The organism is Stenotrophomonas sp. GD03794, assembly GCF_029842145.1.
GTDB lineage: Bacteria > Pseudomonadota > Gammaproteobacteria > Xanthomonadales > Xanthomonadaceae > Stenotrophomonas > Stenotrophomonas riyadhensis.
Genome location: NZ_JAOCFV010000032.1, coordinates 24,914 through 50,011 on the forward strand (window position 1 = coordinate 24,914; position 25,098 = coordinate 50,011).

Sequence of the window (25,098 nt, forward strand, 5' to 3'; positions counted from 1 at the left end):
CCGATGGAGATGACGTCACGCGCGTCCAGCACCGCGCTGGAACCGGCCGCGCTGCTGGAGGGCTTCCTGGCCCACCCGCCGCTCGGATTCGAGGCGGGACGCCTTCCCAGCGGCCTGCCGACCTTCCGTGCGCCGCTGGACCTGACCACCACCATGGACGACGACCTGCGCGGCAAGCTGCTTGGCCTGCCGCTGTCGCGCCTGTGGCGGCCCTGGATCACCTGGAAGACCCGCTTCGTCGGTGCCACCAGCACCGAGTACACCCCGCTGCCCGCGCACGTCGCACCAGAGGCATTGGCCGAGGACGTGACGCGTCACGCGATCGGCGATACCCGGCTGCTGGTGGTCAAGGACCTGGCGATCGATTCGCCGCTGCTGGACGACGCGGCCAACGCACACAGCGGTGCCTTCCTGCAGGCGCTGCTGGCACGCGGCTTCGTTGAACTGGAAGGCATGCCGCTGGCCTGGGTGGCGATCGATTTCGATTCGCTTGATGGCTATCTCGGCCGCCTGTCGTCCTCGCGCCGCAAGAACATCCGGCGCAAACTGCGTTCGCGTGACGAGCTGCAGATCGACTGCATCGCCACCGGCGATCCGGCCCTGGCCGACCCGCAGCTGCAGGCCGAACTGTATGCGCTGTACCTGGGCGTGTACGCGCAGAGCGCGGTGCATTTCGACCAGCTCGACCTGCCCTACTTCCAGCACCTGCTGGCCGACAGCCTGGGCCAGGGACGGATGTTCCTGTATCGCCACCAGGGCCAGCTGATCGGCTGGAACCTGTGTTACATCCACGCCGGCAAGCTGGTGGACAAGTACATCGGCCTGGCCTATCCGCAGTCCCGCGAGCACAACCTGTACGCGGTCAGCTGGATGCACAACCTCGAGTACGCACTGCAGCACGGCCTGAGCCACTACGTGGCCGGCTGGACCGACTCGCGGATCAAGGCCGAACTGGGCGCCAGGTTCACCTCCACCCGGCACGCGATCCACGCACGCTCCCCACTGCTGCGCGCCGCCCTGCGCAGGCTGGCCCCGTACCTGCAGGGCGAAGCTGATGGAGGCGGTTGAACGATGCCGTTGCGCTCCCCGTTGATCCTGGACCTGGACGGTGGCGTGCTGCCGCTGCCCCAGGCGCAGACCCTGGCCCTGCCGCAATGGCACGATCCACTGCGCTTCGCCTGCAGCAATGCCACCCTCGACCGTTTCGCCGCTGAAGTGCTGGCACCGCTGCCGGCCCAGCTCGGCACGGTGATGCTCGGCAGTGGCGATTTCCACCACCTCAGCCTGCCGCTGCTGCGTCGCATGCGCGCGCAGGCGCCGTTCCAGCTGGTGGTGCTGGACAACCATCCAGACAACATGCGTTTCCCGTTCGGCATGCACTGCGGTTCATGGGTGAACGCGGCCAGCAAGCTGCCGCAGATCTCGCACATCCATGTGCTCGGCATCACCTCCAGCGACATCGGCCTCGGCCACGCCTGGGAAAACCACTGGCGCCCGCTGATGGGCGGGCGGTTGACGTACTGGTGCATGGACGTGGACGTGGGCTGGGGGCACCGCCTCGGCATGGGCCACGCCTTCCGCCGTTTCGAGCATCCCGAAGCGCTGGTGGCCGCGTTCGCCGCCGAGCAGGCCAAGTCGCCGCAGCCAGCCTACCTGTCGATCGACAAGGACGTGTTCGCTGAAGACGTCGCCCGCAGCAACTGGGACCAGGGCCGCTTCCAGCTGGAGCACGCACTGGTGGTGATCGAGGCGCTGCGCGCCGGCGGCCTGGTCGGCAGTGACATCACCGGGGAAGTGTCGCTGGCCAACTACCAGAGCCGCTTCAAGCGCTGGCTGTCGTCGCTGGATGGTCAGCCCGACGTCAGCGCAGAGGATCTACCGGTGTGGCAGGCGCGGCACCAGCAGGTGAACCGCGAACTGCTGGCCGCGATGGCCGCCGTACCGACGGCCTGCTGACCGCTTCCGGTCGTGCCGGCTGCTGGCCGGCGTGGCTTCGGTAGTGCCGGCCGCTGGCCGGCAATGCCAACCAAGGTTGGCAACTACCAGACCCAGGCAGAGTCGGTAGTGCCGGCCGCTGGCCGGCATCCTTGTGAGCCCGGGAACAATGAGGATGCCGGCCAGCGGCCGGCACTACACTGGACGCCTGCCCCAGGAGCCCTCGCCATGCCCCAGACCGTCATCCCGCAGCTACGCATGCGCCATGCCGATACCACCCTGCCGTTCTACGTGCAGGGGCTGGGCTTCGTGGTTGACTGGGAACACCGCTTCGAACCCGGCTTCCCACTGTTCGCCCAGCTCACCCGCGACGGCCAGACGATCTTCCTCACCGAACACAGCGGCGACTGCGAAGTCGGCGGCGCGGTGTACTTCATCGTCGAGGACGTCGACGCCCTGCATCGTGCCTTCAGTGCCGCAGGCGTCCCCATCGAACAGCCGCCGCATGACACCGAATGGGGCAGCCGCGAGATGCTGCTGCGTGACCCTGACGGCAACCGCCTGCGCTTCGCCACCGACGCCAGCTGAACCGGGCGGCCTTGAGCTGGATATACGAAACATATACGCTTCGTATATCCACTCCTCCAGGACCGCCCATGGGCATCGTCAACATCGATGACACCCTGCACGACCAGCTGCGTCGTGCCTGCACCGTCTCCAGCCGCTCGATCAATGCCCAGGCCAACTTCTGGATCCGGGTCGGCATGCTGTGCGAGATGAATCCCACGCTGAGCTTCCAGGACATCGTTGCCAGCGAACTTCGGGCGGCCGGCGTGCAGCCGCCGCTGCTGGCACCGGGACAGGTCTGAGCAGATGGCGATCATCAAGCGCCCCGACGAGATCGCGCTGATGGCCGAATCGGGCCGCCTGCTGGCGCAGGTGTTCGCCGCGCTCGACCGGCTGCCGCTGCAGGGCCGCAGCACCATGGAGATCAACGATTTCGTCGAACGCATGATCGTCGATGAACTGCAGGCGAGGCCGGCCAGCAAGGGCCAGTACGGCTTCCCCTACGTGCTCAATACCTCGATCGACAACGTGATCTGCCACGGCGTACCCAGCACCACCGACGTGCTGCGCAACGGCCAGATCGTCAACCTCGACATCACCCTGGAGAAGAACGGCTACATCGCCGACTCCAGCACCACCTACCTGGTGGGCGAGGTCGACTACGCCGCGCGCAGGCTGGTGCAGACCGCCTACCAGGCGATGTGGAAGGGCATCGCTGCGGTCCGCCCCGGCGCGCGCCTGGGTGACATCGGCCACGCCATCGCCCGCCACGCGCGCAGCCACGGCTACAGCGTGGTGAAGGAGTACTGCGGCCACGGCATCGGCCAGGAGATGCACGAGGAACCGCAGATCCTGCACTACGGCCATCCCAACACCGGCATGGTGCTGGAAGAAGGCATGGTGTTCACCATCGAGCCGATGCTCAACCAGGGCAAGCCGGCCATCCGCCAGCAGCCGGACGAATGGCCGGTCTACACCCGCGACGGCAAGCTGTCGGCGCAGTTCGAGCACACTGTGGCGGTCACTCGCAATGGCGTGCGCGTGCTGACCCTGCGCCCCGGCGAGACGCCGTTGTGCGCGGTGGATGCCGCCTAGAGTGGCCGTTGCTGCATCCCGGCAGCCTCGTGCACGGCGCGCTTCCGTGCCGTCAGCGGTTCGCGTACCCGCTGTGCCACATAGCCGACGCTGGCTGCGAGAATGAAGGTGTAACCAAGGAGTTCGGTGGTCTCCTCGATGGTGTTCTTGAACACGCGGATGTACTGGTCACCCAGCAGTCCGGTCCACAACGACGTCATGCCGATCAGACGCGAATAGAACAGCAGCAGAACCAGGCCGATCGTCATCACGGTACCCGGCCGGGATACGAGAAAACGCACCAGCGCCGGCATGGCCCGGCGCCAGTCGCGACTGGCCCAGGCCAGTGAGCCGATGATCAGCACGGCCACCGGGTACTTCCAGAAGCCGTGTGCGATCAGGTCCAGCGCCTCATCCATTTCACGCAGGAGCATGCAGGCGAACAGCGCGGCCGCCAGAACGGCAAAGGCCCGATCATCGGCACGTCGCAATGCAAGCCGGACGAAGGCAGCCACGCTGGCGACCAGGAAGCCTTCCTGGGTCAGTTCGACCAGCGACCACTCGCCGACTGCATTGCCCAGCCAATGGATGTCGAGCCAGGCCAACGCAGGCGGAAGCGCCATCATCAGGCCGAACAGGAAGGTGCGCCCCAGGTGGGACAGGAGCAGCTGTAGATTGTCTTTCATGCAACACCGATGCCGCGCCGTGGCGGTCGTACAACGAGAACACAGGCGACCGGGGGGCTGCCGAACGACGGCATGCGCGGCGGGGTCGCGACCAGGCGCGCATTATCCGCGCTGTATCCGGCCACGTGAACCGTACCGGTGGAACACATACGCAACACCGGCGTACGTCACGCACTCATGGCGATAAAGGACGCAGCAGCAACAACGTCGCCAGGCAGAACATGAAGATCGCCACGCCTGCATCCAGTACCCGCCAGGCACCCGGCCTGCGGAACACTGGCTGCAACAGGCGCGCGCCATAGCCCAGCGTGCAGAACCAGGCCACGCTGGCAGCGCAGGCACCGGCGGCGAAGGCCCAGCGCAGTTCGCCCGGGTAACGCGTGGACAGGCTGCCCAACAGCACCACGGTATCCAGATAGACATGCGGGTTGAGCAGGGTGAAGGCCAGGCAGGTCAGCAGTACCTGCCGTCCGCTGCCGCCCTGCGCCTCGGCGGCGGCCAGCGCACTGCCACCGCGCCATGCGCGCAGCCCCGCCTGCAGGCCATACCAGAGCAGGAAGGCCGCGCCACCGAAGCGCAGCACCTGCAGCAGCAGCGGCCACTGCAGCACCAGCGCGCCCATGCCACCGACGCCGGCCAGGATCAGCACGATGTCCGCGCCGGCACAGGCCAGCACCACCCTGCCCACATGGCGCTGCTGCAGGCCTTGGCGCAGCACGAAGGCGTTCTGCGCGCCGATGGCGATGATCAGGCCGGCACCTGCGAACAGGCCGGCGGCGGTAGCGGCGATCCACATCAGGACAGGCCAGGCAGCGAGGGGACGCGCAGGGTGCGGCCGCCGACCCTGTTTAGACAATCTGATTTTTCTTTATCCTGTGCAGGAAAACTGAAGAGGCACCGGCATGGATCTGGTACATCCACAACTGGCCGCGTTTGCCGCGGTGCTGGAAGAAGGCAGCTTCGAGGCCGCGGCACGCCGCCTGTCGATCAGCCCGTCGGCCCTGTCGCAACGGATCAAGGCGCTGGAGGACAGGCTCGGCCAGGTACTGGTGGTACGTCAGGCACCGTGCCGCCCCACCGCCGCAGGCGAAGCGCTGCTGCGCCGGGTCCGGCCGATGCAGGCGCTGGAGGCCGAGGCATTGGCCGAGCTGCTGCCCGAGCGTGGCAGCGACGCTGCGCGCACGCCGATCCCGCTGGCGGTCAACGACGACTCGCTCGATACCTGGTTCGTGCCGGCCATCGGCGACCTGCACCAGCGCCATGGCTACCTGTTCGACCTGCGCATGGACGACCAGGACCATACCCTGCAGCTGCTGCGCGATGGCAGCGTGCTCGGCGCAGTCACTGCCGAAAGCCAGCCGGTGAAGGGTTGCAACGTGCACCCGCTCGGCGCGATGCGCTACCACGCCATCGCCTCCCCCAGCTTCGCCCGCCAGTACTTCAGCGATGGCATGCAGGCCGCGGCCCTGGCGCGCGCGCCGATGCTGGTGTTCAACCGCAAGGATGAACTGCAGTGGCGCTTCGTGCGGCGCCTGACCCGCGCGCGGCTGCAGCCGCCGCTACACTACCTGCCCTCCTCCACCGGTTTCGTCGAAGCCGCCGCGTGCGGACTCGGCTGGGGCATGGCCCCGGAAACCCTGGTCGCGCCCGCCGTGCGCGCCGGCCGCGTGGTGGTACTGGAACCCCGCCGCTGGCTCGACGTGCCGCTGTACTGGCAGCATGCCGCCGTACGTTCAAGCACGCTGCAGCACATCACCCAGGCGCTGCGCACTGCGGCCAGCGGCACCCTTCGTTGAGGACAAACCGATGACCGCAGACCCGGGCTTCACGCCGCGCGCACTACCGTTTGCGCACTTCTTCACCATTGGGACGGCATGGGCGTGATCGGCCGACGTACAAGGATACACGGCGCGAAGACCGCGCTGGCGCTGGCAGCCTGCCTGCCACTGGCTGTGCCGGCGCAGAGTCTCACCGATGCACCCGCATTGGACTGGGAACAGGCACGGCAGCGCCTGGAGCAGGTCTCCGATGCACTGGCCGCCGCTGATGCAGCGGTGCGCAACAAGCAGGACCTGCAGGACGCCACCCGCCTGCTGCGCCTGCCGGAGATCACCGGCGAAGTGCGCCGACTGCAGTTCCAGAAGACCCTCACCCTGCCACTGGGTTCGCTGGCACCGGTGGCCGAGGCCTATGGCATCGACTCGCCGCTGTCGTTCACCGAACGCGACTGGCGTACCCGCCCGGTGGTGACCGCGGTGCTGCCGCTGTACACCGGTGGTGTGATTCCCGCCGCGCAACGTGCGGCCAGCGCCGCCCACGAACAGGCCAGTGCCGAGCGCGAAGCACAGCGCCAATCGTTGACCGTGCAGCTGGCCCAGGCCTATTTCGGCCAGCGCCTGGCCGAGCAGGCGGTGGACGTGCGCCGCGACGTGCGCGATGGCCTGAACCGCCACCTGTCCGACGCAGAGAAACTGGAACGCGAGGGCTTCGCCACCCGCGCGCAGCGCCTGCAGGCCACCGTGGCCCGCGACAAGGCCGAGCGCGAATACCAGAAGACAGTGAACGACCTGGCCACGCTGAAGGCCGCACTGGCCACGCTGCTGCGCAGTGGTGGCGAGGTGCAGCCGGTGTCGCCGCTGTTCGTGCAGCGCGTGCCGCTGGAACCGGTGGCCAGCTTCGAGCGTACGGCGCAGGCGCGCCAACCGCAGATCGCACGCCTGCGGGCGATGGTGGCGCAGGCCGAACAGGGCGTGCGCGTGCAGCAGGCCAAGCTGAAACCGCAGATCTTTGCCTTCGGCCAGTACGACTTCCGCCGCCGCGACGAAATGCTGACCGATCCGGACTGGGCGTTCGGCATCGGCCTGAAGTACACCTTCCTGTCGCCGAATTCGCGGCCGGCGCAGATCAGCGCCGCGCGTGCGCAGCAGGACCAGGCCGAAGCGGGCCTGCGCGAGGCCGAGAACCAGGTCGCGCTGGGCGTGCGCAAGGCCTGGAACGAACTGGAAACCGCGCGCCAGCAGTACGTGCTGCTCGACAGCAGCATTGCCCAGGCACAGGAAAACCTGCGCCTGCAGGAGCTGGCGTTCCGCGAAGGCCAGGCCACCTCGCTGGATGTGATCGACGCGCGGCTCGGCCTCGGCGGCGCCCGCGTCGAGCGCGCACAGGCCGCCTACCAATACGATATTGCGCTGGCACAGTTGCTGGAGGTCAGTGGACAGATGGACCGTTTCGAAGAGTTCCGGCGGCGTGCGGACGAGGTGATCGACCATGAGTGATGTGCTGCACGACGATGCGACGACGCCCCCGGGCAAGCGCCGGTTGGGACCGATCCTGATAGTGGTGCTGCTGGTCGTGGTGGTGCTGGGCCTGTGGCTGGCCTGGCGCAGCCCAGGCGACCAGATCCAGGGCATGGCCGATGCGGACACGATCAACGTGGCCGCCAAGATCACCGCGCGCGTGGCCGAGCTGAAGGTGCGCGAGGGTGACCGCGTGCAGCCCGGGCAGGTGCTGTTCCTGCTCGACAGCCAGGAAGTGGCCGCCAAGGAACAGCAGGCGCACGGCGCATTGGCCGCCGCACAGGCGGTGGCCGACAAGGCCGACGAAGGCGCGCGCAGCGAAGACATCCGCGCCGCCGAAGCCAACTGGAAGCGGGCCGAAGCCGGTGCGACGCTGGCCGAAGCCACCTACCAGCGCGTGCAGAACCTGTTCAACGAAGGGGTGATGACCCGGCAGAAGCGCGATGAAGCGCATGCCCAGGCCACCAGTTCGCGTGAACTGGCCCGTGCCGCCCGCGCGCAGTACGACATGGCGTTGGCCGGCGCGCGCGAGCAGGACAAGCGTGCCGCGCAGGGCCAGGTGCAACAGGCAGAGGGTGCGGTGGCCGAAGTCAACGCCGCGCGTGTCGAAGTGGAAGGACGCGCGCCGGTGGCCGGCGAGATCAACAAGCGCATGGCCGACCCGGGCGAACTGGTGCCAGCGGGCTATCCGGTGTTCACCCTGGTCGACATCGACCGCATGTGGGTAGCGATGAACCTGCGCGAATCGCAGATGCAGGGCCTGAAGGTCGGCAGCAAGCTGCGGGGCAGCGTGCCGGCGCTTGGCCAGGAAGGCGAGTTCGAGGTCTATTTCATCAATCCGGCCGGTGACTATGCGACCTGGCGGACCACCCGCCAGTCGTCCGGCTACGACGTCCGCAGCTTCGAGGTGCGGGTGCGCCCGGTACGCCGCATCGAGGGCTTCCGCCCCGGCATGAGCGTGCTGTTCGCATGGCCCCAGCACTGAGCCCCGACAGCAGCGGCTTCGCCGTCAGCTGGCGGCGCGAGCTGCGGTCGCTGCGCGGCAACCGCGCCGACCTGCTGCTGGTCACCCTGCTGCCCCTGCTGATGCTGGCCGTGATGGCGTGGATGTTCACCCCCTCGGTGATGCGCGATATCCCGATCGCCGTGGTCGACCTCGACCACAGCAGCGACAGCCGCCTGCTGCTGCGCATGCTCGATGCCAGCCCCGGCGTGCGCATCGCCAGCCAGCCGGTGGACCTGGAAGACGCACGTTCGCAGCTGCGTCGGCTGGATGTGTTCGCCATCGTACTGGTGCCGCGCGATGTCACCCGGCAGGCGTTGCGTGGACGCCAGGGCACCGTGTTCGCCTATTACAACGCCACCTACATGACCACCGGCCAGTCCGCGGCGCGCGATATCGGCGACGCGGTCTCGGCCTGGAACGCGCGCCTGCTGCGCGAGCGCATCGGCCTGCAGGTCGGTCCGGCCAAGCTGCGTGCGGCACCGATCGCGGTGCAGTCGGATATCCTGTACAACCCAGCGCGCAGCTACGAGCTGTTCCTGCTGCCGCTGATCTTCCCGGCGGTGCTGTCGCTGGTGCTGGCACTTGCGGTGGCCGGCAGCCTCGGCCGCGAAATCCGCGACGGCACCCTGCCCGCCTGGCTGGGCCGCACGCCGTGGGCTGCGATTGCCGGCAAGGTCGCGCCGTACATCCTGCTGTTCTCGCTGTATGGCGCGCTCGGCATCGGTTACCTGGCCTGGCTGCGCGGCGATGGTGTGGCGGGCAGCGTGCTCCTGCTGCTGCTCGCACAACCCCTGTTCTATCTGGCCACCGCCGCCTACGCGCTGTTCTTCGTCGGCGTCACCCGCGACATGGGCACCGCGTTGTCCGCGGTCGGCCTCAGCATCGGCACCGCACTGGCGTTCTCCAGCGCCACCTTCCCGGTGCTGGATGGCCCCCTGTTCACCCGCATCTGGCATCAGCTGCTGCCGCTCAGCGCCTACATCAAGCTGCAGACCCAGCAGCAGTTCATCGGTTCGCCGCTGCAGGTTTCGGCATGGCCGCTGGCCACGCTGCTGCTGATGTCAGTGGTGGCCGGCGGCATCGGTGGACTGCGCCTGATCGCCTTTGCGCGCACGCCTGCCGCCGCACATCCCGCAGGGGCCGACGCATGAGCGCACTCTGGCGCAGCCTGCGGCAGACCCTGATGGCGGTGCTGTGCGACCGCTATGCGATCGTGGTGATGGTCGGCGCGGTAATCCTGTACTCGTTCTTCTACCCGGCCGCGTACCGTCACCAGGTGGCCGGCAACCTGCCGGTGCTGGTGGTGGATGAAGACCACAGCGCGACCAGCCGCGAGCTGCTGCGCAAGCTCGATGCACTCCGTGTTGCGCGCGTGGTCGGACAACCGGCAGACATCGACAGCGCGCGCCAGCAGCTGGAAGCCGGCCACGCCGAAGGCATCGTGCTGATCCCGGCCAACCTGGAGCGCGACATCCTGCGCGGCCATCCGGCCAAGCTGGTGCTGCTGGGCAACGGCGCCTACCTGGGCCGTGCCAGTTGGGTGCTGGGCAGCGTGGCCGATGCACTGGGCGCGTTCGGACGTGATGCCGTGGTCGGCCAGGCGGCCTTCATGGGCGCGCCACAGGCACCACCGGTCACCCTGGTGCAGCGCCCTCTGTACAACACACAGGAAGGCTATGGCAGCGCCATCGTGCCCGGCGTGGCCGAGCTGATCGTGCACCAGACCCTGCTGATGGGCATCGGCGTCCTGCTCGGTGGCCGTCGTCTCGCACTCGGCCGGCGCCTGCGCTTCGACCTGCCGACCCTGGCCGGCATGGCACTGGGCTTCGGCCTGATCGGCCTGTTTGGCCTGTTCTATTACGCCGGCTTCACCGCCTGGGTGCAGGACTACCCGCGCGGCGGCAATCCGCTGGGCCAGCTGCTGGGCGGCACCTTGTTCATCGCCGCCACCGTGGCCTTCGGGCTGTTCGTCGGCAGCTTTTTCCGCACCCGCGAACGCGCCTTCCAGTACATCATCGCCACCTCGATCCCGCTGTTCTTCCTGGCCAACCTGTCGTGGCCGGCGGTGATGACGCCGCAACCGCTGGTCTGGCTGGCGCAGCTGCTGCCGACCACCTCGGGCATCAACCTGATGGTGCGCCTGAACCAGATGGACGCCAGCCTGGCCGAAGTCAGCCACGAACTGATCACCCTCACCGTCCTGCTTGTGCTCTACGGCAGCCTTGCCAGCTGGCGCCTCCTCGCAAAAAAGGGGACGGAGGGGATTAAGTCGTAAGCGGCCGGTTTGGGGAATTACGACTTAATCCCCTCCGTCCCCTTTTCCTGCAACGAAGAACGCCGGCGCGAGGCCGGCGTTCGGATACTGCATCGTGGAAGGGCCAACCAGGTCGGTCAATCAGCGGTAGACGCGCTCGCAGCGGCGTTCCACCACGCGGTCGCCGTTCTTCTGCTGGCTGTTGCCCTGGATCTGGCGACCGGCTGCACCACCGGCGACGGCACCGGCCACGGTGGCCAGTTTCTTGCCATTGCCGCCGCCCACCTGGTTGCCCAGCAGGCCGCCGATCACCGCGCCGGTGGCAGTACCGGCAATGCGATTGGGATCGCGCGAGTTGCGCTGCACTTCCACGTTCTTGCAGACCACGCGGCTGCCATCGTTGAATCGGCGTCCTTCATCGCGCGGCCCGTAGGTCTGCGCACCGGCCACCGACGTAGCCGCCAGCAGCGTGCCCAGCACAAGCAATCGGGTCGAGGTCTTCATGGCCATCTCCTGCGTTCCGGTATGGCGCAAGTGTCCTCCCGCGGTTGGCAACCGGAAGTGAAATGCGCGTGTCCGCCGCCTCATCGGCCATCGCGCGTTCAGGAAGAAAATCCGCGCCCATCACGACCAGCCATCGTGATGGGCGCCGTCTCCCTACCGGCGTGCTGCCTTGCTAGAACTCTTCCCAGCCCCCGGCGTTGGCCGCCAGTGTCGGCTCGATTCGGGGTGAAAGCGCAGCGGGCCGGCGCACCGGGGTGACCGTCGCAGCCACCGCGGCCAACGCAGGGCGTACCACTGCCGCTGCCGTGGCGGCGCCTGTGCGGAACACCGATACCGCCTCGGCCAGCAGGTTGGCCTGCTCTTCCATCGAACGTGCCGCCGCGCTGGCTTCTTCCACCAGCGCCGCATTCTGCTGAGTGGTCTCGTCCATCTGCACCACCGCCTGGTTGACCTGCTCGATACCCGAGCTCTGCTCCTGCGAAGCGGCGGAGATGTCGGCCATGATGTCAGTCACGCGCTGCACCGAGGCCACGATCTCGCCCATCGTGGTGCCCGCCTGGCGGACCAGCGCCGAGCCATCGGCGACCTTGCCGACCGAATCCTCGATCAGCCCCTTGATCTCCTTGGCCGCACCCGCCGAGCGCTGCGCCAGCGTACGCACTTCGCTGGCCACCACTGCAAAGCCCCTGCCCTGTTCCCCGGCACGCGCAGCTTCGACCGCCGCGTTCAATGCCAGGATGTTGGTCTGGAAGGCGATGCCGTCGATGACCGAAATGATCTCGGCGATCTTCTTCGACGAGGCCTCGATGGCCGACATCGTGGTCACCACCTGGCCCACCACTTCACCGCCTTGGGACGCAACACCATGCGCGCCGATGGCCAATTGGTTGGCCTGCCGTGCATGCTCGGCATTCTGCTTCACGGTGGAGGTCAGCTCCTCCATCGATGCCGCCGTTTCTTCCAGGTTCGCCGCCTGCTGTTCGGTACGCCGCGACAGGTCGGTGTTGCCCGAAGCAATTTCACCTGCGGCCAGATTGATGCTGGAGGCGCTGGACTGGATGCGGCCGACGATCTGCTTGAGCTGATCGACGGTGGCATTGCAGTCATCACGCATGCGGGCGAACACGCCGTGGAAGTCACCCTGCATGCGCACGGTCAGGTCGCCGCGCGAGATCGCCTGCAGCAGGGTCGACACCTGCACCAGGTTCTCGTCGGTGGTCTGCATCAGGCGATTGAGCCCGGCCACCATGTCGCGGAAATCGTAGGCGAAGCGGTCTTCATCGCCGCGCAGGCTGAAGTCACCGGCCGCTGCAGCGGTTGCCAGCCGGCGGATCTCGCTGTTGATCGCCGACAGGCTGGACTTGGTCTCGTCCATGGCCTGGGTGATCGCCGCCTTCTCGCCGGGCAGCGGATCCATGTCCACCGACAGATCGCCGCGGGCGTAGTGCTTCATCACCTCGATCAACCGATTCTGTACCTGCACGTGCGAACCGACCAGCGCATTCGTCTCGTGCACCATGCGTCCGTAGTCGCCGGGGAATGCGCTCTCGTCCATGCGGTAGCTGAGGCTGCCCGCATCGTGCTGGCGTGCCAGCTCCCCCTGCGCGGCCATGACCGACTGCAGCTGCGCCTGCATGCGCTGCATCGACCTGAGCAGCTGGGTCACCTCATCGTTGCCCGAGGCATCGATGACACTGTCCAGGCGACCACCAGCGATGCCGTCAGCCAACTTCACCGCCCCTTCCAGCGGGCGGGTGAGGCTGCGGGTGATCGCCCAGGCGGCCAGCGAACCGAGCAACAGGCTCATCACACCGAACACGATCGACAACGTGCCGGTCCAGGACTCGGTTGATCGGTACTCCTCGCGGCTGCGCGCGGTCAGCGTCTCCTGATGCCGCAGCAAGCTCGAGATGGCTTCGTTCCACGCGGTTGCCAGCCCGTGCTCGGCGAGCAGTTCCTTGGCCGCGCCGTCGAAATCACCGGCCTTCATGCGCTCGTGCAGATGCTGGGTGGAGGCATCGGTGGCCTTGCGTGCCGCGTCGATTTTCGCAACCAGCGCATCGCCGGTGGCATCGCGCGGAATCTTGATGTACTTGGCCCAGATGCCGTCGTAGGTCTGCGACAACTCCTGCGCCTTCTGATAATCCCTGTCGAAATCCTCGCCACGCTTGATCACCATCAGGCGCCGATGCATCAGCACCGCATTGTTGGTATCCAACATGTCGTTCAACAGCCGCATCTTCACCATGTTGACGTCCACCACTTTCTCGAACTGGGCGGATTTCAGGTGATTTCCGTACAGCACCAGGCCAATGATGGCCATGATGAACAGCAGCAGCAGACCGAAGCCGGCGCCAAGCCGGGATCCCACACGGAGATTACGTAAGGCAAGCATCTCAATTCCCTTGATCGTGGCCGTACGTTCGATGGCGGCGCAGCGCAGGGAAACTTTATGGGAGTTTATATATGGAACGATCCAAATATATGGAACTGTGCAGACAGGCATGAAATCCGGCAGTTAATCGCGGTGCCGCACGGATTTTCTCCACCACTGAAATCCCGACGCACGAGGAAAATCACGCCGCCTTTACACCATGAATCTGGGCAAGGCCTGCAGAATGCAGCAACCGCCGCAACCGGGCAGATTCATCCAGAGTCGACACATGCCACTTGTCCTGCACATCGAAGGCACGTCCATCAACGACATCGCCAGCCTGTACGTGGAAATCAACCGTGTATTCATGGCCAGCGAGGACTGGCGACTGGGGCCCAGCCTGGACGCGCTGGATGATCTACTGTGGGGCGGCTATGGCGCGCTCGCCGGTCATCCCGCCGCAACGGTGGTGTGGCGGGATATCGCGCACAGCCGCGCGGCGCTGGGCTACGAGACCACGCGGGCATGGCTGCAGGCAAAGCTTGAGCAGGCCGGCCGGTTCAATCATGCGGCCATCCGCGACACGCTGGCAGCATTGGAGCAGGGCCGTGGCCAGACCTACTTCGAGATCGTGATGGAAATCTTCAGCGGGCATCCGCAGATCACCCTGATACCGGCCTGAGCGCGATGAGGCAACGGTACGCTGGCCTCAGACCTTGGCCAGGGCTTCGCTGAGGCGCAGAGGGAACGCAACCTCGGTCGCCAGGTGCCACGCGCGTGCATTGGCGCCCAGCCGGCGCCATTCAGCCTCGTCCATCGCCAAGGCGCGCTCCACAGCCTGTTCCAGCGCTGCTTCATCCACATGCCAGGTCCTGGACAAGTGACACGGCGGGCCTTCATGGGCAGCAACCAGAAGACCGCGGCTTTCGTCGATCATCTGGTTCATCGGCGCGCCATCGCAGGTGATCACCACCGCCGCACAGCTCATCGCCTCCACCAGGTAGTGGCCCCAACCCTCCGTCTGCGACAGGCACAAGTGGAACGCATGCTCGTTCTGCAGGCGTTGCACCTCCTCGTCGGGCAGTCGTTCACGGACGATGCGCAGGTTCGCGGCACCGGCCTCGTCCTCGTCCGAAGGCCCGCCGCGCAGGACGGTCAACAACGGCCATTCGGGGTGCCGTTTCCAGACTTTGACCAGCGTCGCCGTTCCCTTCATGTGGCTGCTGCCCGCCGCGTGCAGGAAGCTGCGGGGCTTGCGCGGCACCGCTGGGTCGTAGCGGTCGCGGCTGCAGAAACCGACTTCCAGCGCGCGCATGCCCAGCGCATTGAAGATGCGCGTAGCGTCTTCGGTCTTGGTCAGCAGCGCATCGAAGCGCGGCAGGATGCGCAGGCTGCGCGCGGACACCCATTCCGGATTCGGGATGAGCAGATTGACCCTGGCCAGGCCGAAGCTCGCCGGCCGCACATGCTCCAGCGAGATGTTGATATCGAAACGAGCCGGCGTGCGCCCCAGGCTCAGCCATGAGGCCAGCAGCCTGCGCAGGCGCATCCCGCGGAGTTTCCACGCGCCACCGTTGCGCACTGCGTCCAGACGGCTGACGGTCACCTCGTGGCCCAGCTGCTGCAGCGAACGCTCGATCACCTGGATGTCGTGGGTCAGGCCACGCTGGTTGTCGGCTGCAAGCAGATGGATATGCGCCATCAGCAGGCCCCCCCTTGCCTGCGCACATCGCGCGCAGGCAGGGCGGTGGCCAGCATGAAGCCCAGCACAAGATAGAAATAGAACGAATGCGGCATCGCCCGGTAGAACACGTTGTCCGTGAACGCCGACAGTGCGTAAACGATGACCACGGCAAGCCCAGCGGTGGCGATCATCGCCGTGGTTTCATCGGCATGGCCGACACGCCGCACGAAATGGAAGCCCGGCAGGATGAACAACAGCAGCATGATCACCAGCAACGGCACGCCACCGGTCACCGCCGCTTCCAGATATTCATTGTGCGGATGGTTGTAGCGGGAGATCGAATCGGACACCTCGCCGCGGCTGATGCCCTCGCGGGCATAGTTGCCGAACTGGTTCAGGCCCACGCCGGCCACCGGGTGCTCGGCGAATCCGTCGATCGCCACGCCCCACATGGCGATGCGCTCGCGGACCGAACCCACCTCGTTTTCCTGGCTGAAACCGGAGATCTCGCCACTGACCTCTCCAAAGCGCTGGATGACCTGGTGGTTGAGCACCGTGGTGGCACCGACCACGCCGATGACCAGCGCCACGACGAAGCCCAGCGCGCCGCGCCAGCGCCCGGTGCGCCGCACGTGCACGGCGATCACCATCAGCATGGCCGGAACGAACGCCAGGATCGGTCCCCGGCTCTGTGCCAGGATCGAGCCGTACACCCCTACGGCAATGGCGATGCCATGCAGCCAGCGCTCGGCCGGATGCACGTTCGGTTGGATCAGGCGAATGACCGAGAACAGCGCCATGCACAGCGTCACCATGGTGAACTCGATGGCCGTCCATTCTCCGCCACTGAAACCATGCGCGCGCTCAAGGCCCATCACGTGGTGCTGGACAATGCACGACCCGCCGAAGACCAGGGTGGACAGCGCGAAGATCTTCCAGATCAGGCGCCAGTCCAGCACCGTTGCGAATACGGCCGCCGTGCCCAGGTAGAGCAGCGTCTGTGCCGGCAGGTCCAGTTCGTTCCAGCGCAGGCCGTGCCAGGCAATGCTGTAGAAGGCATAGGCCAGGCGCAGGAAGCAGACGATCACGATGAAACGTGCGATGCGGTAGCGCAGCCGGACATCGGGCTGGCGGCGGATCAGCACCACCCCCGTGACCAGCAGCACCAGCAGTACCACCGCCTTCAACAGGGTGTACGGCGCGGATCCGGCAAGCGGAACGATGGCGACCAGGATGCTGAGCAGGAGGGTACGCCAGGTGCAGCGGGGTTCGGCGGCCATGCAGGCTGCAGTCATGCTGGTTCTTTCTCTTTCCATCAACGCCCGCCAGGGAATGAGCCGCCCCGGTTTCCATGGAGGCCGTTTGGCGGAAATCGCCGGGGCTGACACTACCGTGGGGTCCCATGGAAATCAACCAAACCGCAGGTGTACGGGGGCCTGCGTTGGCGTACGGACAGTCGCGGGCAACCGCGCCTGCCCCTGGGCCTCTGGCCGGATCATCGATCGGTCCAGATCGCTACACTAACGGTCCCCCCGGCCATGCCCGCATGGCCACGCCCCGACGCCCTGCCCAAGACGCGAAACGCCCCAAGTGACTGATACAAAAGACAACACCAGCAACGCCAAGGCGTCCAAGGAACACACCCCGCTGATGAAGCAGTTATAGCGTGGGGCGGGAGCGACCACTTATCTCATTGTTTTATATGGCGCTTTCATGGCCGCCAGCTTCGCAGACACAATTTGGCTACCCTCTGGCTACCTACGGCAGGCATAGATCCAGCCAGTGCGCTCACTCGCACGTTGTCAGATAGCATTTGGGCCCGACCATGCGGAACACCGCCCAAACATCCACGTGGGCAGAGTGCTTCTATTTTATTAATTCAAATACACGACTTGCGCTAATTTAAAATGGTGCTAAGAGTATAAGTGTCTGATTGAAAGAGGCTCCTCCTTCCTCGACGTAAATTAGACATTACGAGACGGTCGTGTCTCCAGCCCCCTCGAAAGAGGGGGCTTTTTTGTGCGCGCAATATTCTAATAACCGCCCCTTGCGCAAACCCAATCTCCTGTTATTTGTGGATAGGTAGAACCACAAATTTAAAAGGAGGCCAGGTAATGCCAATCATTAAACCCGCAATTGCGCTATCGCTTTTTTTAGCGACATTAAGCGCAAACGCAGCAACAGCCAAAGAAGATATCGCCTTAATTAAGCAACTGGCAATCCAGCCAATAGCCTTAGTTGACGGGAATTTATGCCACATACGCGGAGCAGTCTGGCTTGATAAGCCATTGGCCGATGTTGAAGTGGAAATACTGGACGGCAGTCGCACTTGGAAAACAAAAACAAATGCAAACGGTATTTATTCAGCCTCCATTCCTTTCGAAGGAAATGATAAGGCTCTGCTTGAGAGGCCAACCAGCCTTTCTATTCCGGGGAATGCCAGCGAAGTAAACATTTTAAAACCCACATTCCTATGCAGCAAATCCACCACAACCAACATCATGGCAAAGCCCAAAGGAGCAAATTAATGAAAAGCAAATTAAACAAATCCAGGTTAGCAATTGCGGCGATGGCACTGCTTTCAGCGGGCCTTGCCAACGCCTCATTAATTCAGATTGGCGATGGTTCCACTGCGGCGGCACAAGGCGATGTTGCTATTGGCGATTTAGCCAGTGCCACTACAGGCATGTTCCAGAGAATGACCTGGAACGGCAATTCTTGGGACATTGAAAATATTACCGCGACAGCCGTTTCAATCGGCAAGCAATCAAAAGCAATTGCAGGCGGTGTCGCAATAGGTGAGCAATCACAAGCGGCAAGCGCTTCAGTTTCAATAGGCAGCAAAGCAATTGCAACCCAGCAAGGTGGAGTTGCTGTAGGTGAAAACGCTCAAGCTAAAGATCAAAACACAATCGCCATTGGATCCAATGCAAAAGCAACCGCAAATGGAGCAGTTGCTATTGGAGCAAATACAATCGCCGATCAATACGACACCGTTGCAGTCGGTGGCGGGAAACCAGAGGGAAAAAGAATAGTAGGTGTTGCCAAGGGAGTGGGCGACTACGACGCTGTAAACGTTAAACAGCTGAATGAAACAGTCGCTGCGGGAAGTGGCAGTAACAGAATTGCTGTTAACGGCCCCGAAACAGGCGGAGCAGCACGCGCAATAGGAAGCTATGACATTGCCATTGGCGCAAATGCAGAGACTCAATTTGATAACGGCGAATACGGACCGAACATAGCAATAGGTCGAAACTCAAAGGCATTTTATGGAAGCACCGTTGTGGGAGACAATGCGTCCGCAGGTCGAAAAGGTGTTGCTATCGGTAATGGCGCTTACGCTGGAGGCGTTAACGACGGCGGCGGGGTTGCAATTGGCCGAGACGCGAGAGTTGAAAGCAATGGTGTAGTTGGTGGAAATGGCGTTGCTATCGGCCCAAACGCTTATGTTACTGGCGGTGCAACTGCGGCAATTGGTCCTGGAGCTAAAGCAGACGCCCCGGACTCAATCGCCATCGGCGGTTCAACAGGTGGAAGGGCTAACACAGTAGCCTTTGGAAATCGCCAATTAACAGGCGTAAACGCGGGCACAGCTGATACAGATGCCGTAAACCTCAAACAATTAAACGATGCCTTGGCTGGCATCCCTACAATCCCCGGAACAGGCAATCCCTATTTCGCTGCTAATGGGGATCCATCTAAAAATGATCCAGCGCTAGCTACAGGCGAAAATTCAGTAGCAGGTGGCCCATCGGCACGTGCGGCTGGAAATCAGTCTTCAGCCTACGGTTCTAATGCCAATGCCAACGGCGAGGGTTCTCTTGCGGCAGGCCACCAGGCAAACGCATATGCCGACCAATCGACTGCAGTAGGAGCATTTTCATCCGCGACAGCGAAATGCACGGCAATTGGCTATGGCGCTGAGTGCTCTGAAGACGGGACTGTATCTTTTGGCAGAGCAGGCGATGATAAGCGTCTGAAGAATGTTGCTGGCGGCATTGAAGACAACGATGCGGCTAATACCGGGCAAGTTAGAGCAGTAGATTTGCGTGTCCGTCAAACTCAAACCGCAGTGTCCAGGCAAGCCGTGTGGTTCGGCGGCGGGGCTTCATATGATCCAACAACTGGGATTTGGACCAACCCAAGCTTTGCGATGCCCAGCGGTCCTAGTTTCAATAATGTGAATGACGCTCTTGTCTACTTAGACAACCGCATTGGCGCATCCTCCCCTGGAACTGGACCTCAAGGCCCTGCAGGTGCAAACGGCGCAGATGGCCGGAGCGCCTATGAAGTTGCCGTAGACAATGGTTACAGCGGCACTGAAAAGGAATGGCTTGCTTCTCTCAAAGGTGTTGACGGAAAAGATGGCGTTGGCGGTGGTAGCGGCAGCAAATCTGTCGCAGGCAAGAACATCGAAGTCAGCGAGAACCAGGATGGCACTCAAACAGTGGGTGTGGCTGACAACGTAGTCCTCAGTGAAAACGGCAGCGTCAAGATCGGCGCAACAACCATGGACGCCAAAGGAGTCTCCATTGAAGGCGGCCCATCCATGACAAGGGATGGTATCAATGCCGGTAACCAGCGCGTCACAGGCGTGGCAGCTGGGCGCATAGAGAAAGGTTCAACGGATGCGGTGAACGGTGGCCAGGTCTATGACATGCAGACCGCTCTTAATGATCGCTGGGACGAAACCAACAGGCGCATTGATCGCCAGGACCGTCGCATTGATGCAATGGGAGCTCAAGTAGCGGCCATGTCGATGATGGCGGCCGCGAACGTCCCAGCTGCCGTAGGCGAAGTCCAGGCTTCTGCTGGCATCGGCTTTAGCGGTAATGAGGCAGCGCTGGCTGTGGGTTGGAGAGCTCGTGTTTCAGAGCGAACCAGCGTTTCGGGTGGTTTCTCGTATAGCGCAAGAGGTAAAGCAATGGGTGGCGTCGGAGTGTCAATCAACTTGGGGCGCTAAAGAATGTGTCGGCAGAAAAGGAGGTGATCTGTATCTCGGCAAGGGCCCTTTGGGGCCTTTGTTCGTGGAATATGCTTGCCAAATCATTATGAATCAGATTAAATCCAGCGCATCCTTCAAGAGCTAAGAACTGATGAATATAAGTTTCGACAAAGATACAGTGACTGTATTTCTAAGTATTGCAACGATCCTTATAGCCCTATCGCAAATGAAGATTGCCAGTTCAAAATCGAGGCTGGATCTGTATAACAAGAGATTTGCAATTTACACGACCGCACTTGAATACTATCAAGTGCTGTGGGGAAAATCTGACGCTTCACTCAAGGTGAGCGAAGCCAACATGATCAAAGCCTTCCGTGAATCAAAGTTCCTTTTCAAGAAATCCGATGGAATTTACGGAACATTAGAAAAGATCAAAGATGCTGGAGCTATGGCTACAGGCATAAAGGAAAGAATTGAAATAATGGAAAAAGAAGTTTCTGCAGATGGACGTGTGTTAACGAAAAGCCGGGAAAACAGGTCGGCCGCACTCCAGCGCTTTGAAGACAACCTAAAGACACTTGAACAACAGCTTGAAAAATACCTGCGATTCAAGACGGCCAGCGGGTGGTCTTTTTTACCCTGGTAAACCTCAGATATAGCAAAGGGACCTCAGGGTCCCTTTTTTATTTCCGAATAACCGCTTGCCATATCTCAGTTTCCGCTTATGTATGAGTTATCAAACATACATAAGGAGACCCATGAGCTGGAAGCGAGATCAAAAGTATCACGTAAGATCACGAACACTCTACGCCTTAATTTTTGAAAATGGACACGTCTACATCGGCCAAACAGTTGACCTGGATCAACGTCAAAAGCAGCACAGAAGTTTAAGAGGCGGATGGGAAGGCAAGCCGTTCGACGTAATCAATCTCGGCTCTGTCAACGCGACAGAGGCTCAAGCGTCGGAATACGAATATGCGTGGAGGATCAATGCAGCGAAAGCAGGTTGCAAGATCTATGCGAAGCCTCCAGGCATTACATGTGATCCCTGGAAGAGAGCAACGCGGCAGAGACAGTATTTAGCCGGAACGTTGTCCTGGCAGATACCACGCAGAAGATTCCCTTTTTTTAAGCTCGCCGCTTTGATGGCGGCAGTATCAATCGGAGCGTCCCTGCTCCTAACTTTGACCTTGTGATTTCAGGAACCAAGCCCGAACACGTTGATTGTCTTTCTCGTCTTCTGAATATTATCAATCCTTTGTCCATCCCGCTTCTTATCCAGACCATTAAATGCCTCGATAGAGCTCCGCAGCTGGCTGAGAGCAATGTGATTTTTATCAATCTGTTTTGCGTCCTTTAAAATACCCTCAGTTGTGGCATTCGCCTTCAATCGCTCCATCCCCATGCGCTCATGAATGCGCTCAATAGTTTCGGTGTCGCCATACATCGTATATTTACCCTTTGTAAGGCGAGTGAAGGCAACTAGAGCACTGTGATTATCCATCACGCCTAAATGAGCAAGATGGAAAACATCCTCTTTACCTTGCCCCTGACTATCATGAATAGTGACGGCATAGTTGTGTCGAATATTATTGAACGAGTCCGTATTGAAACTAACCAATTTCCCATCTTTGGCAGGCGTTTCAGACCTCAACCTAACAACCATGTCATAGCCGCCAGACTTGCCTTTTTCCACACTCAATAGCGTCCCTGAATCGCCATTTACAACCCCTAGGCCCTTTTCATCATTCTTCGTGAAAGCGATACGATCCCCTGGCGACAGATCAATAAAATACTTATCACTCTTATTGACAACCGATACGCTGACCGCAGAAGAATCAACAAGACCAGCGGAGGCCATTGCAGATCGTATTTTTTCGTTCAAGTCTCTTACATCTTTCCGCGTGCTGCCGAGAACGAGTCTTTGATCAACACTTGCGCCAGAGGACATGTAGTCTTCAACAAGCGCGTCAATAGCCTGATCGCGCGTATCGTAATCATCAATGCAGCCCCTTGCCTCTAGAGCATCAAATATTGCTTTTCCGTGCAGTAATGTTTCGCTGCGCGACTTTTCACCCTTTTTGTGGTGTTTGATAGATCCGTCAGGTCCCCGGCTATAAAAAAGGCCCGCGATCATCCGATCTTCAGCGTTTTTCTGTCTTCTGATTTCCGTCAACTGAACATCGTCAACAGCCACCTTTGCAAGTGCCATCCCGGAACCAGCCCCAATGGGCTGAAGCTGCATTTCATCACCTTGGAGAATTACTTTAGCTCCACCTATTTGAGCGTATGAAAGCAAACGCCTTGTCTGATCAGCATCTATCATTCCCGCCTCATCAATGACCAGCACATCCTTATCAGTAAGCGTCATCATATTTCTGTCAAGCAACGATAACGCCTTGGCTACTGACTTACATGGCATCCCGCTTTCAGCTTCCAACTTTGAAGCCGCCTTGTTGGATACGCAAACACCAATCATGTTGCGTCCATCCGCCTTAAATACATCGCTATAGATATCACTGACACTAGTCTTTCCTGTGCCCGCACCACCTGTAAACACTGCAACTCCACCTGATTTTGAAGTCACATGGATGACGCTATTGCGTTGTTCGCCCGTGACTGTGAAATCCTTTCGCGACTCATATGCAGCGATACATTCCTCAACTTTATCTAAAGGAATTTTCTGATGCTCCTCCCCTTGTCTTGCTGTGACTCCACTTACTATTTCCCTTTCCCACTCCACCATCCACCCTGCGGCATATCTCACCTCTGTGTTACGGCGAGAAAGTGTCTCCCCGGCGTCGGCAGCTGCAATCTTCTCAGGCGCGATCTCAACCAGCTGCATGCGAGATTTAAATTCCTTGACCTTCTCGACTACATCAGGAAGGCGAACCTTTCCCATGTTTTCCTTTGCGATAGCCTCAATAAGATGGCACTCAGTGAACACTGAATCTGTTTTATGAAGACGCTTTAATATTTCTGCACCCTCATCAATCCGCATGTTTTTATCACCCGTAGACTTTAATTGCTGTATAGACGGCACCAGCTCTGCGCGCTCCTGCTGGATCGAGTTCAAGGTGACAGTCCACATAGCCTGTAGCTCATCAAACGCAGGCTCATCTTTGTGTTGTCGCGTCGCAAGGCAAGCTGCTTGACGATCTACTCCGTGCTCTAATTCATATTTTAGAATTTCAGCGCGGCGGCTCGAATTAAGATCAATCAATTCGCGGCTGATACCTGATATTTCAAATGAAACATTGGCCGTCTCTTCTCCAAGAACATCCACCTCCCGCAACTGCTCAATTCCATACTTGAGCTCACGCAAGTTCATTGCGAGCTCATTCTTGTAAATTTGATCTGCAGCCTTCTGATGGCGGTATAACTCCTGAGCATCAAAGGTTCCGTATTTGCCATCAACACCCTTTGAAATACCAAAGCACAAATTATGAGTATGAATATTAGGCTCTAGATTTCTATTACCCATGTGATCAGCCTGCATGATGATCATGCCTTCAGTTCCGATCACATTTACTCCCTGCGTCCCCCTGCGGGTTTCAATTTTGCTTTCAAGGAACTTCATCGCAACATCATTTGCACGTCTATGAGCCTGGAGAATTTCCAGCTTTTCATCATCATTGCCAAGTGCGAATGCAATGGACACACTCTTAGGAGGTGTTGTTACAAGGTCAAAGCCGACCCTATGCCCTCCCTCTGACTTTAGAATTACATTCCCATCTTTATCCAGCTTAGGCTTTCCTGTTTTTCGATCAATCTTTTCAACATCCTTTGGCTTCTCTCCCGCGTTCTTACAAAGCGGCTCCCCTGTGTAGGGATGAAATCCTTCTGCGAGCTTCAACATCGCCTGCTTCTCAACGGGCTTTCCTTCCAGTCCCAAGTCGGCAGCCAATTTGCCTGACCATCGCTGGATAGCATCTGCTTTCTCATCATAGTAATAAGATGCAAGGCCATCTTCTGACGCTGCGAGGGAATTAGCCCTCTCAGCTGCATTCTTCATTCCTTGTGATAGTTCTTCCATGGCAAGCAAGTAATCAACCACCGCCTCACCATTTTGTTTTCGCCCACGGGCATTGATACGACCAATAGAAATCATCTTTATCTCCCAAAGCGCCGTTGTCGAAGCGGCAAGTGCGACCACTTCAGTAAAAGGCAAATGACGTTTTTGGCAAGAACTGAATGAGCCTTAAGACTTGTATATCCGCGATGCCTCTCTAGCCAATACATCAGCAATTGAAAGACCAATGTCCGCCCCTTCTTCAATCATGCCCGTTGGGTTGGAGGTGACTACTTTTGGCGCTGATCGAGGACCAAGCGTCCACCTTGCTGGAACTTGTCCTGGACGCTGGTTTTCTATTTGGTTGCCTGGAAAATTGAGCAACAAGGGATCACCGCCCATCTGAACAATTGCGCGAATGCCCCAGCCGTTTGGCCCAAACGCCTTACCCTTGCGGAATCCCAAACGATCTGTCAGCTCAGGCGAAGAAACGATGGCTCGTGTCTCTTCATGGACAGTTGCGTTGTCGTCATACGTCCTCCACGCCACTTTGTGCTTACCGAGCGTTGAGGCGAGGTAGTCCCGCGTATCTCCGGCCTGGACTTCACAAATAATTTTTGTTGCGACTGTGCTAGAGAACGTCTTAGCCACTTCCCTTGAATACACAGCTTCCATCTGACTGAAGTCTTGATAGCAGAGCACTGCACATACGCCCTTAGAGCGCCCCAGGGTAAGCAGCTGATCGATGTTCAAACGCCCGA

Annotated in this window: 23 protein-coding genes; 15 read left to right on the forward strand and 8 right to left on the reverse strand. The window is 60.9% G+C overall.

Annotated elements, in window-relative coordinates; translation table 11 throughout:
• Window positions 1-3: 3 nt before the first annotated feature.
• The 5 genes from N5D91_RS16080 (at window position 4) to map (ending at window position 3,597) form a co-directional block, all read left to right on the forward strand.
• On the forward strand, window positions 4-1,068 hold the full coding sequence (locus tag N5D91_RS16080; protein WP_149908612.1) for a GNAT family N-acetyltransferase: 1,065 nt from the start codon (window positions 4-6) through the stop codon (window positions 1,066-1,068).
• Between the two features lie 3 nt (window positions 1,069-1,071).
• The gene (locus N5D91_RS16085) at window positions 1,072-1,956 is read left to right on the forward strand and encodes an arginase family protein (protein WP_153856856.1); all 885 of its coding nucleotides are present in this window, start codon (window positions 1,072-1,074) and stop codon (window positions 1,954-1,956) included.
• Window positions 1,957-2,163: 207 nt separating this feature from the next.
• Entirely contained in the window at window positions 2,164-2,523 is a 360-nt protein-coding gene (locus N5D91_RS16090) for a VOC family protein (RefSeq protein ID WP_071228487.1), read from the forward strand.
• 68 nt (window positions 2,524-2,591) lie between these two features.
• The gene (locus tag N5D91_RS16095; RefSeq protein ID WP_005415768.1) at window positions 2,592-2,804 is read left to right on the forward strand and encodes a ParD-like family protein; all 213 of its coding nucleotides are present in this window, start codon (window positions 2,592-2,594) and stop codon (window positions 2,802-2,804) included.
• Between the two features lie 10 nt (window positions 2,805-2,814).
• Complete coding sequence (gene map / locus N5D91_RS16100) at window positions 2,815-3,597, forward strand: type I methionyl aminopeptidase (protein WP_180854193.1); 783 nt, start codon at window positions 2,815-2,817, stop codon at window positions 3,595-3,597.
• On the opposite strand, the gene N5D91_RS16105 is transcribed toward map, so the two are convergent.
• Both N5D91_RS16105 and N5D91_RS16110 read right to left on the reverse strand, forming a co-directional pair.
• Window positions 3,594-4,262 (reverse strand): hypothetical protein, encoded by a 669-nt coding sequence (locus N5D91_RS16105; protein ID WP_180854192.1) that lies wholly within the window; start codon window positions 4,260-4,262, stop codon window positions 3,594-3,596. The genes map and N5D91_RS16105 overlap by 4 nt on opposite strands.
• A 175-nt stretch (window positions 4,263-4,437) precedes the next feature.
• Complete coding sequence (locus N5D91_RS16110; RefSeq protein WP_180854191.1) at window positions 4,438-5,058, reverse strand: LysE/ArgO family amino acid transporter; 621 nt, start codon at window positions 5,056-5,058, stop codon at window positions 4,438-4,440.
• Between the two features lie 106 nt (window positions 5,059-5,164).
• On the opposite strand from N5D91_RS16110, the gene N5D91_RS16115 reads away from it, so the two are divergent.
• The 5 genes from N5D91_RS16115 to N5D91_RS16135 all read left to right on the forward strand — a co-directional run bounded on the left by N5D91_RS16115 (window position 5,165) and on the right by N5D91_RS16135 (window position 10,839).
• Window positions 5,165-6,058, forward strand: coding sequence for a LysR family transcriptional regulator ArgP (locus N5D91_RS16115; RefSeq protein WP_180854190.1), 894 nt, complete (start codon window positions 5,165-5,167; stop codon window positions 6,056-6,058).
• A gap of 78 nt (window positions 6,059-6,136) precedes the next feature.
• Complete coding sequence (locus tag N5D91_RS16120; RefSeq protein ID WP_180854189.1) at window positions 6,137-7,537, forward strand: TolC family protein; 1,401 nt, start codon at window positions 6,137-6,139, stop codon at window positions 7,535-7,537.
• A complete protein-coding gene (locus N5D91_RS16125; RefSeq protein WP_180854188.1) occupies window positions 7,530-8,543 on the forward strand; it encodes an efflux RND transporter periplasmic adaptor subunit in 1,014 nt (337 codons plus the stop codon). The genes N5D91_RS16120 and N5D91_RS16125 overlap by 8 nt, the downstream gene beginning before the upstream one ends.
• On the forward strand, window positions 8,528-9,715 hold the full coding sequence (locus N5D91_RS16130) for an ABC transporter permease (protein ID WP_180854187.1): 1,188 nt from the start codon (window positions 8,528-8,530) through the stop codon (window positions 9,713-9,715). Before N5D91_RS16125 ends, N5D91_RS16130 begins: the two co-directional genes overlap by 16 nt.
• Window positions 9,712-10,839, forward strand: coding sequence for an ABC transporter permease (locus N5D91_RS16135; RefSeq protein WP_164160801.1), 1,128 nt, complete (start codon window positions 9,712-9,714; stop codon window positions 10,837-10,839). The genes N5D91_RS16130 and N5D91_RS16135 overlap by 4 nt, the downstream gene beginning before the upstream one ends.
• Before the next feature lie 120 nt (window positions 10,840-10,959).
• On the opposite strand, the gene N5D91_RS16140 is transcribed toward N5D91_RS16135, so the two are convergent.
• Window positions 10,960-11,328, reverse strand: a complete 369-nt coding sequence (locus N5D91_RS16140) for a glycine zipper 2TM domain-containing protein (RefSeq protein WP_110711644.1) — start codon at window positions 11,326-11,328, stop codon at window positions 10,960-10,962.
• 166 nt (window positions 11,329-11,494) lie between these two features.
• Window positions 11,495-13,717 (reverse strand): methyl-accepting chemotaxis protein, encoded by a 2,223-nt coding sequence (locus tag N5D91_RS16145; RefSeq protein ID WP_180854186.1) that lies wholly within the window; start codon window positions 13,715-13,717, stop codon window positions 11,495-11,497.
• Window positions 13,718-13,985: 268 nt separating this feature from the next.
• Here N5D91_RS16145 and N5D91_RS16150 point away from each other — a divergent pair, with 268 nt between their 5' ends.
• Window positions 13,986-14,378, forward strand: coding sequence for a barstar family protein (locus tag N5D91_RS16150; protein ID WP_153856848.1), 393 nt, complete (start codon window positions 13,986-13,988; stop codon window positions 14,376-14,378).
• Window positions 14,379-14,405: 27 nt separating this feature from the next.
• Here N5D91_RS16150 and N5D91_RS16155 read toward each other — a convergent pair whose 3' ends face one another.
• Window positions 14,406-15,398: a glycosyltransferase gene (locus N5D91_RS16155; RefSeq protein ID WP_110711641.1), complete on the reverse strand. Its 993-nt coding sequence runs from the start codon at window positions 15,396-15,398 to the stop codon at window positions 14,406-14,408.
• Entirely contained in the window at window positions 15,398-16,660 is a 1,263-nt protein-coding gene (locus N5D91_RS16160) for an O-antigen ligase family protein (protein WP_228756481.1), read from the reverse strand. The genes N5D91_RS16155 and N5D91_RS16160 overlap by 1 nt, the downstream gene beginning before the upstream one ends.
• An 834-nt stretch (window positions 16,661-17,494) precedes the next feature.
• Between N5D91_RS16160 and N5D91_RS16165 the strand changes: the two genes are divergently transcribed.
• The 4 genes from N5D91_RS16165 to N5D91_RS16180 all read left to right on the forward strand — a co-directional run bounded on the left by N5D91_RS16165 (window position 17,495) and on the right by N5D91_RS16180 (window position 21,521).
• Entirely contained in the window at window positions 17,495-17,908 is a 414-nt protein-coding gene (locus N5D91_RS16165) for a hypothetical protein (protein WP_180854185.1), read from the forward strand.
• Window positions 17,908-20,343 carry a YadA-like family protein gene (locus tag N5D91_RS16170; protein WP_180854184.1) on the forward strand — a complete coding sequence of 812 codons (2,436 nt, stop codon included), beginning with the start codon at window positions 17,908-17,910 and terminating at the stop codon, window positions 20,341-20,343. The genes N5D91_RS16165 and N5D91_RS16170 overlap by 1 nt, the downstream gene beginning before the upstream one ends.
• A gap of 133 nt (window positions 20,344-20,476) precedes the next feature.
• Window positions 20,477-20,971, forward strand: a complete 495-nt coding sequence (locus N5D91_RS16175; protein WP_180854183.1) for a hypothetical protein — start codon at window positions 20,477-20,479, stop codon at window positions 20,969-20,971.
• Window positions 20,972-21,083: 112 nt separating this feature from the next.
• On the forward strand, window positions 21,084-21,521 hold the full coding sequence (locus N5D91_RS16180) for a GIY-YIG nuclease family protein (RefSeq protein WP_180854182.1): 438 nt from the start codon (window positions 21,084-21,086) through the stop codon (window positions 21,519-21,521).
• A 2-nt stretch (window positions 21,522-21,523) separates the two neighbouring features.
• Here N5D91_RS16180 and mobF read toward each other — a convergent pair whose 3' ends face one another.
• Both mobF and N5D91_RS16190 read right to left on the reverse strand, forming a co-directional pair.
• Complete coding sequence (gene mobF, locus N5D91_RS16185) at window positions 21,524-24,496, reverse strand: MobF family relaxase (protein ID WP_279907604.1); 2,973 nt, start codon at window positions 24,494-24,496, stop codon at window positions 21,524-21,526.
• Between the two features lie 30 nt (window positions 24,497-24,526).
• On the reverse strand, window positions 24,527-25,098 hold a 572-nt coding region (locus N5D91_RS16190), incomplete at its 5' end, for a type IV secretion system DNA-binding domain-containing protein (protein ID WP_279907606.1).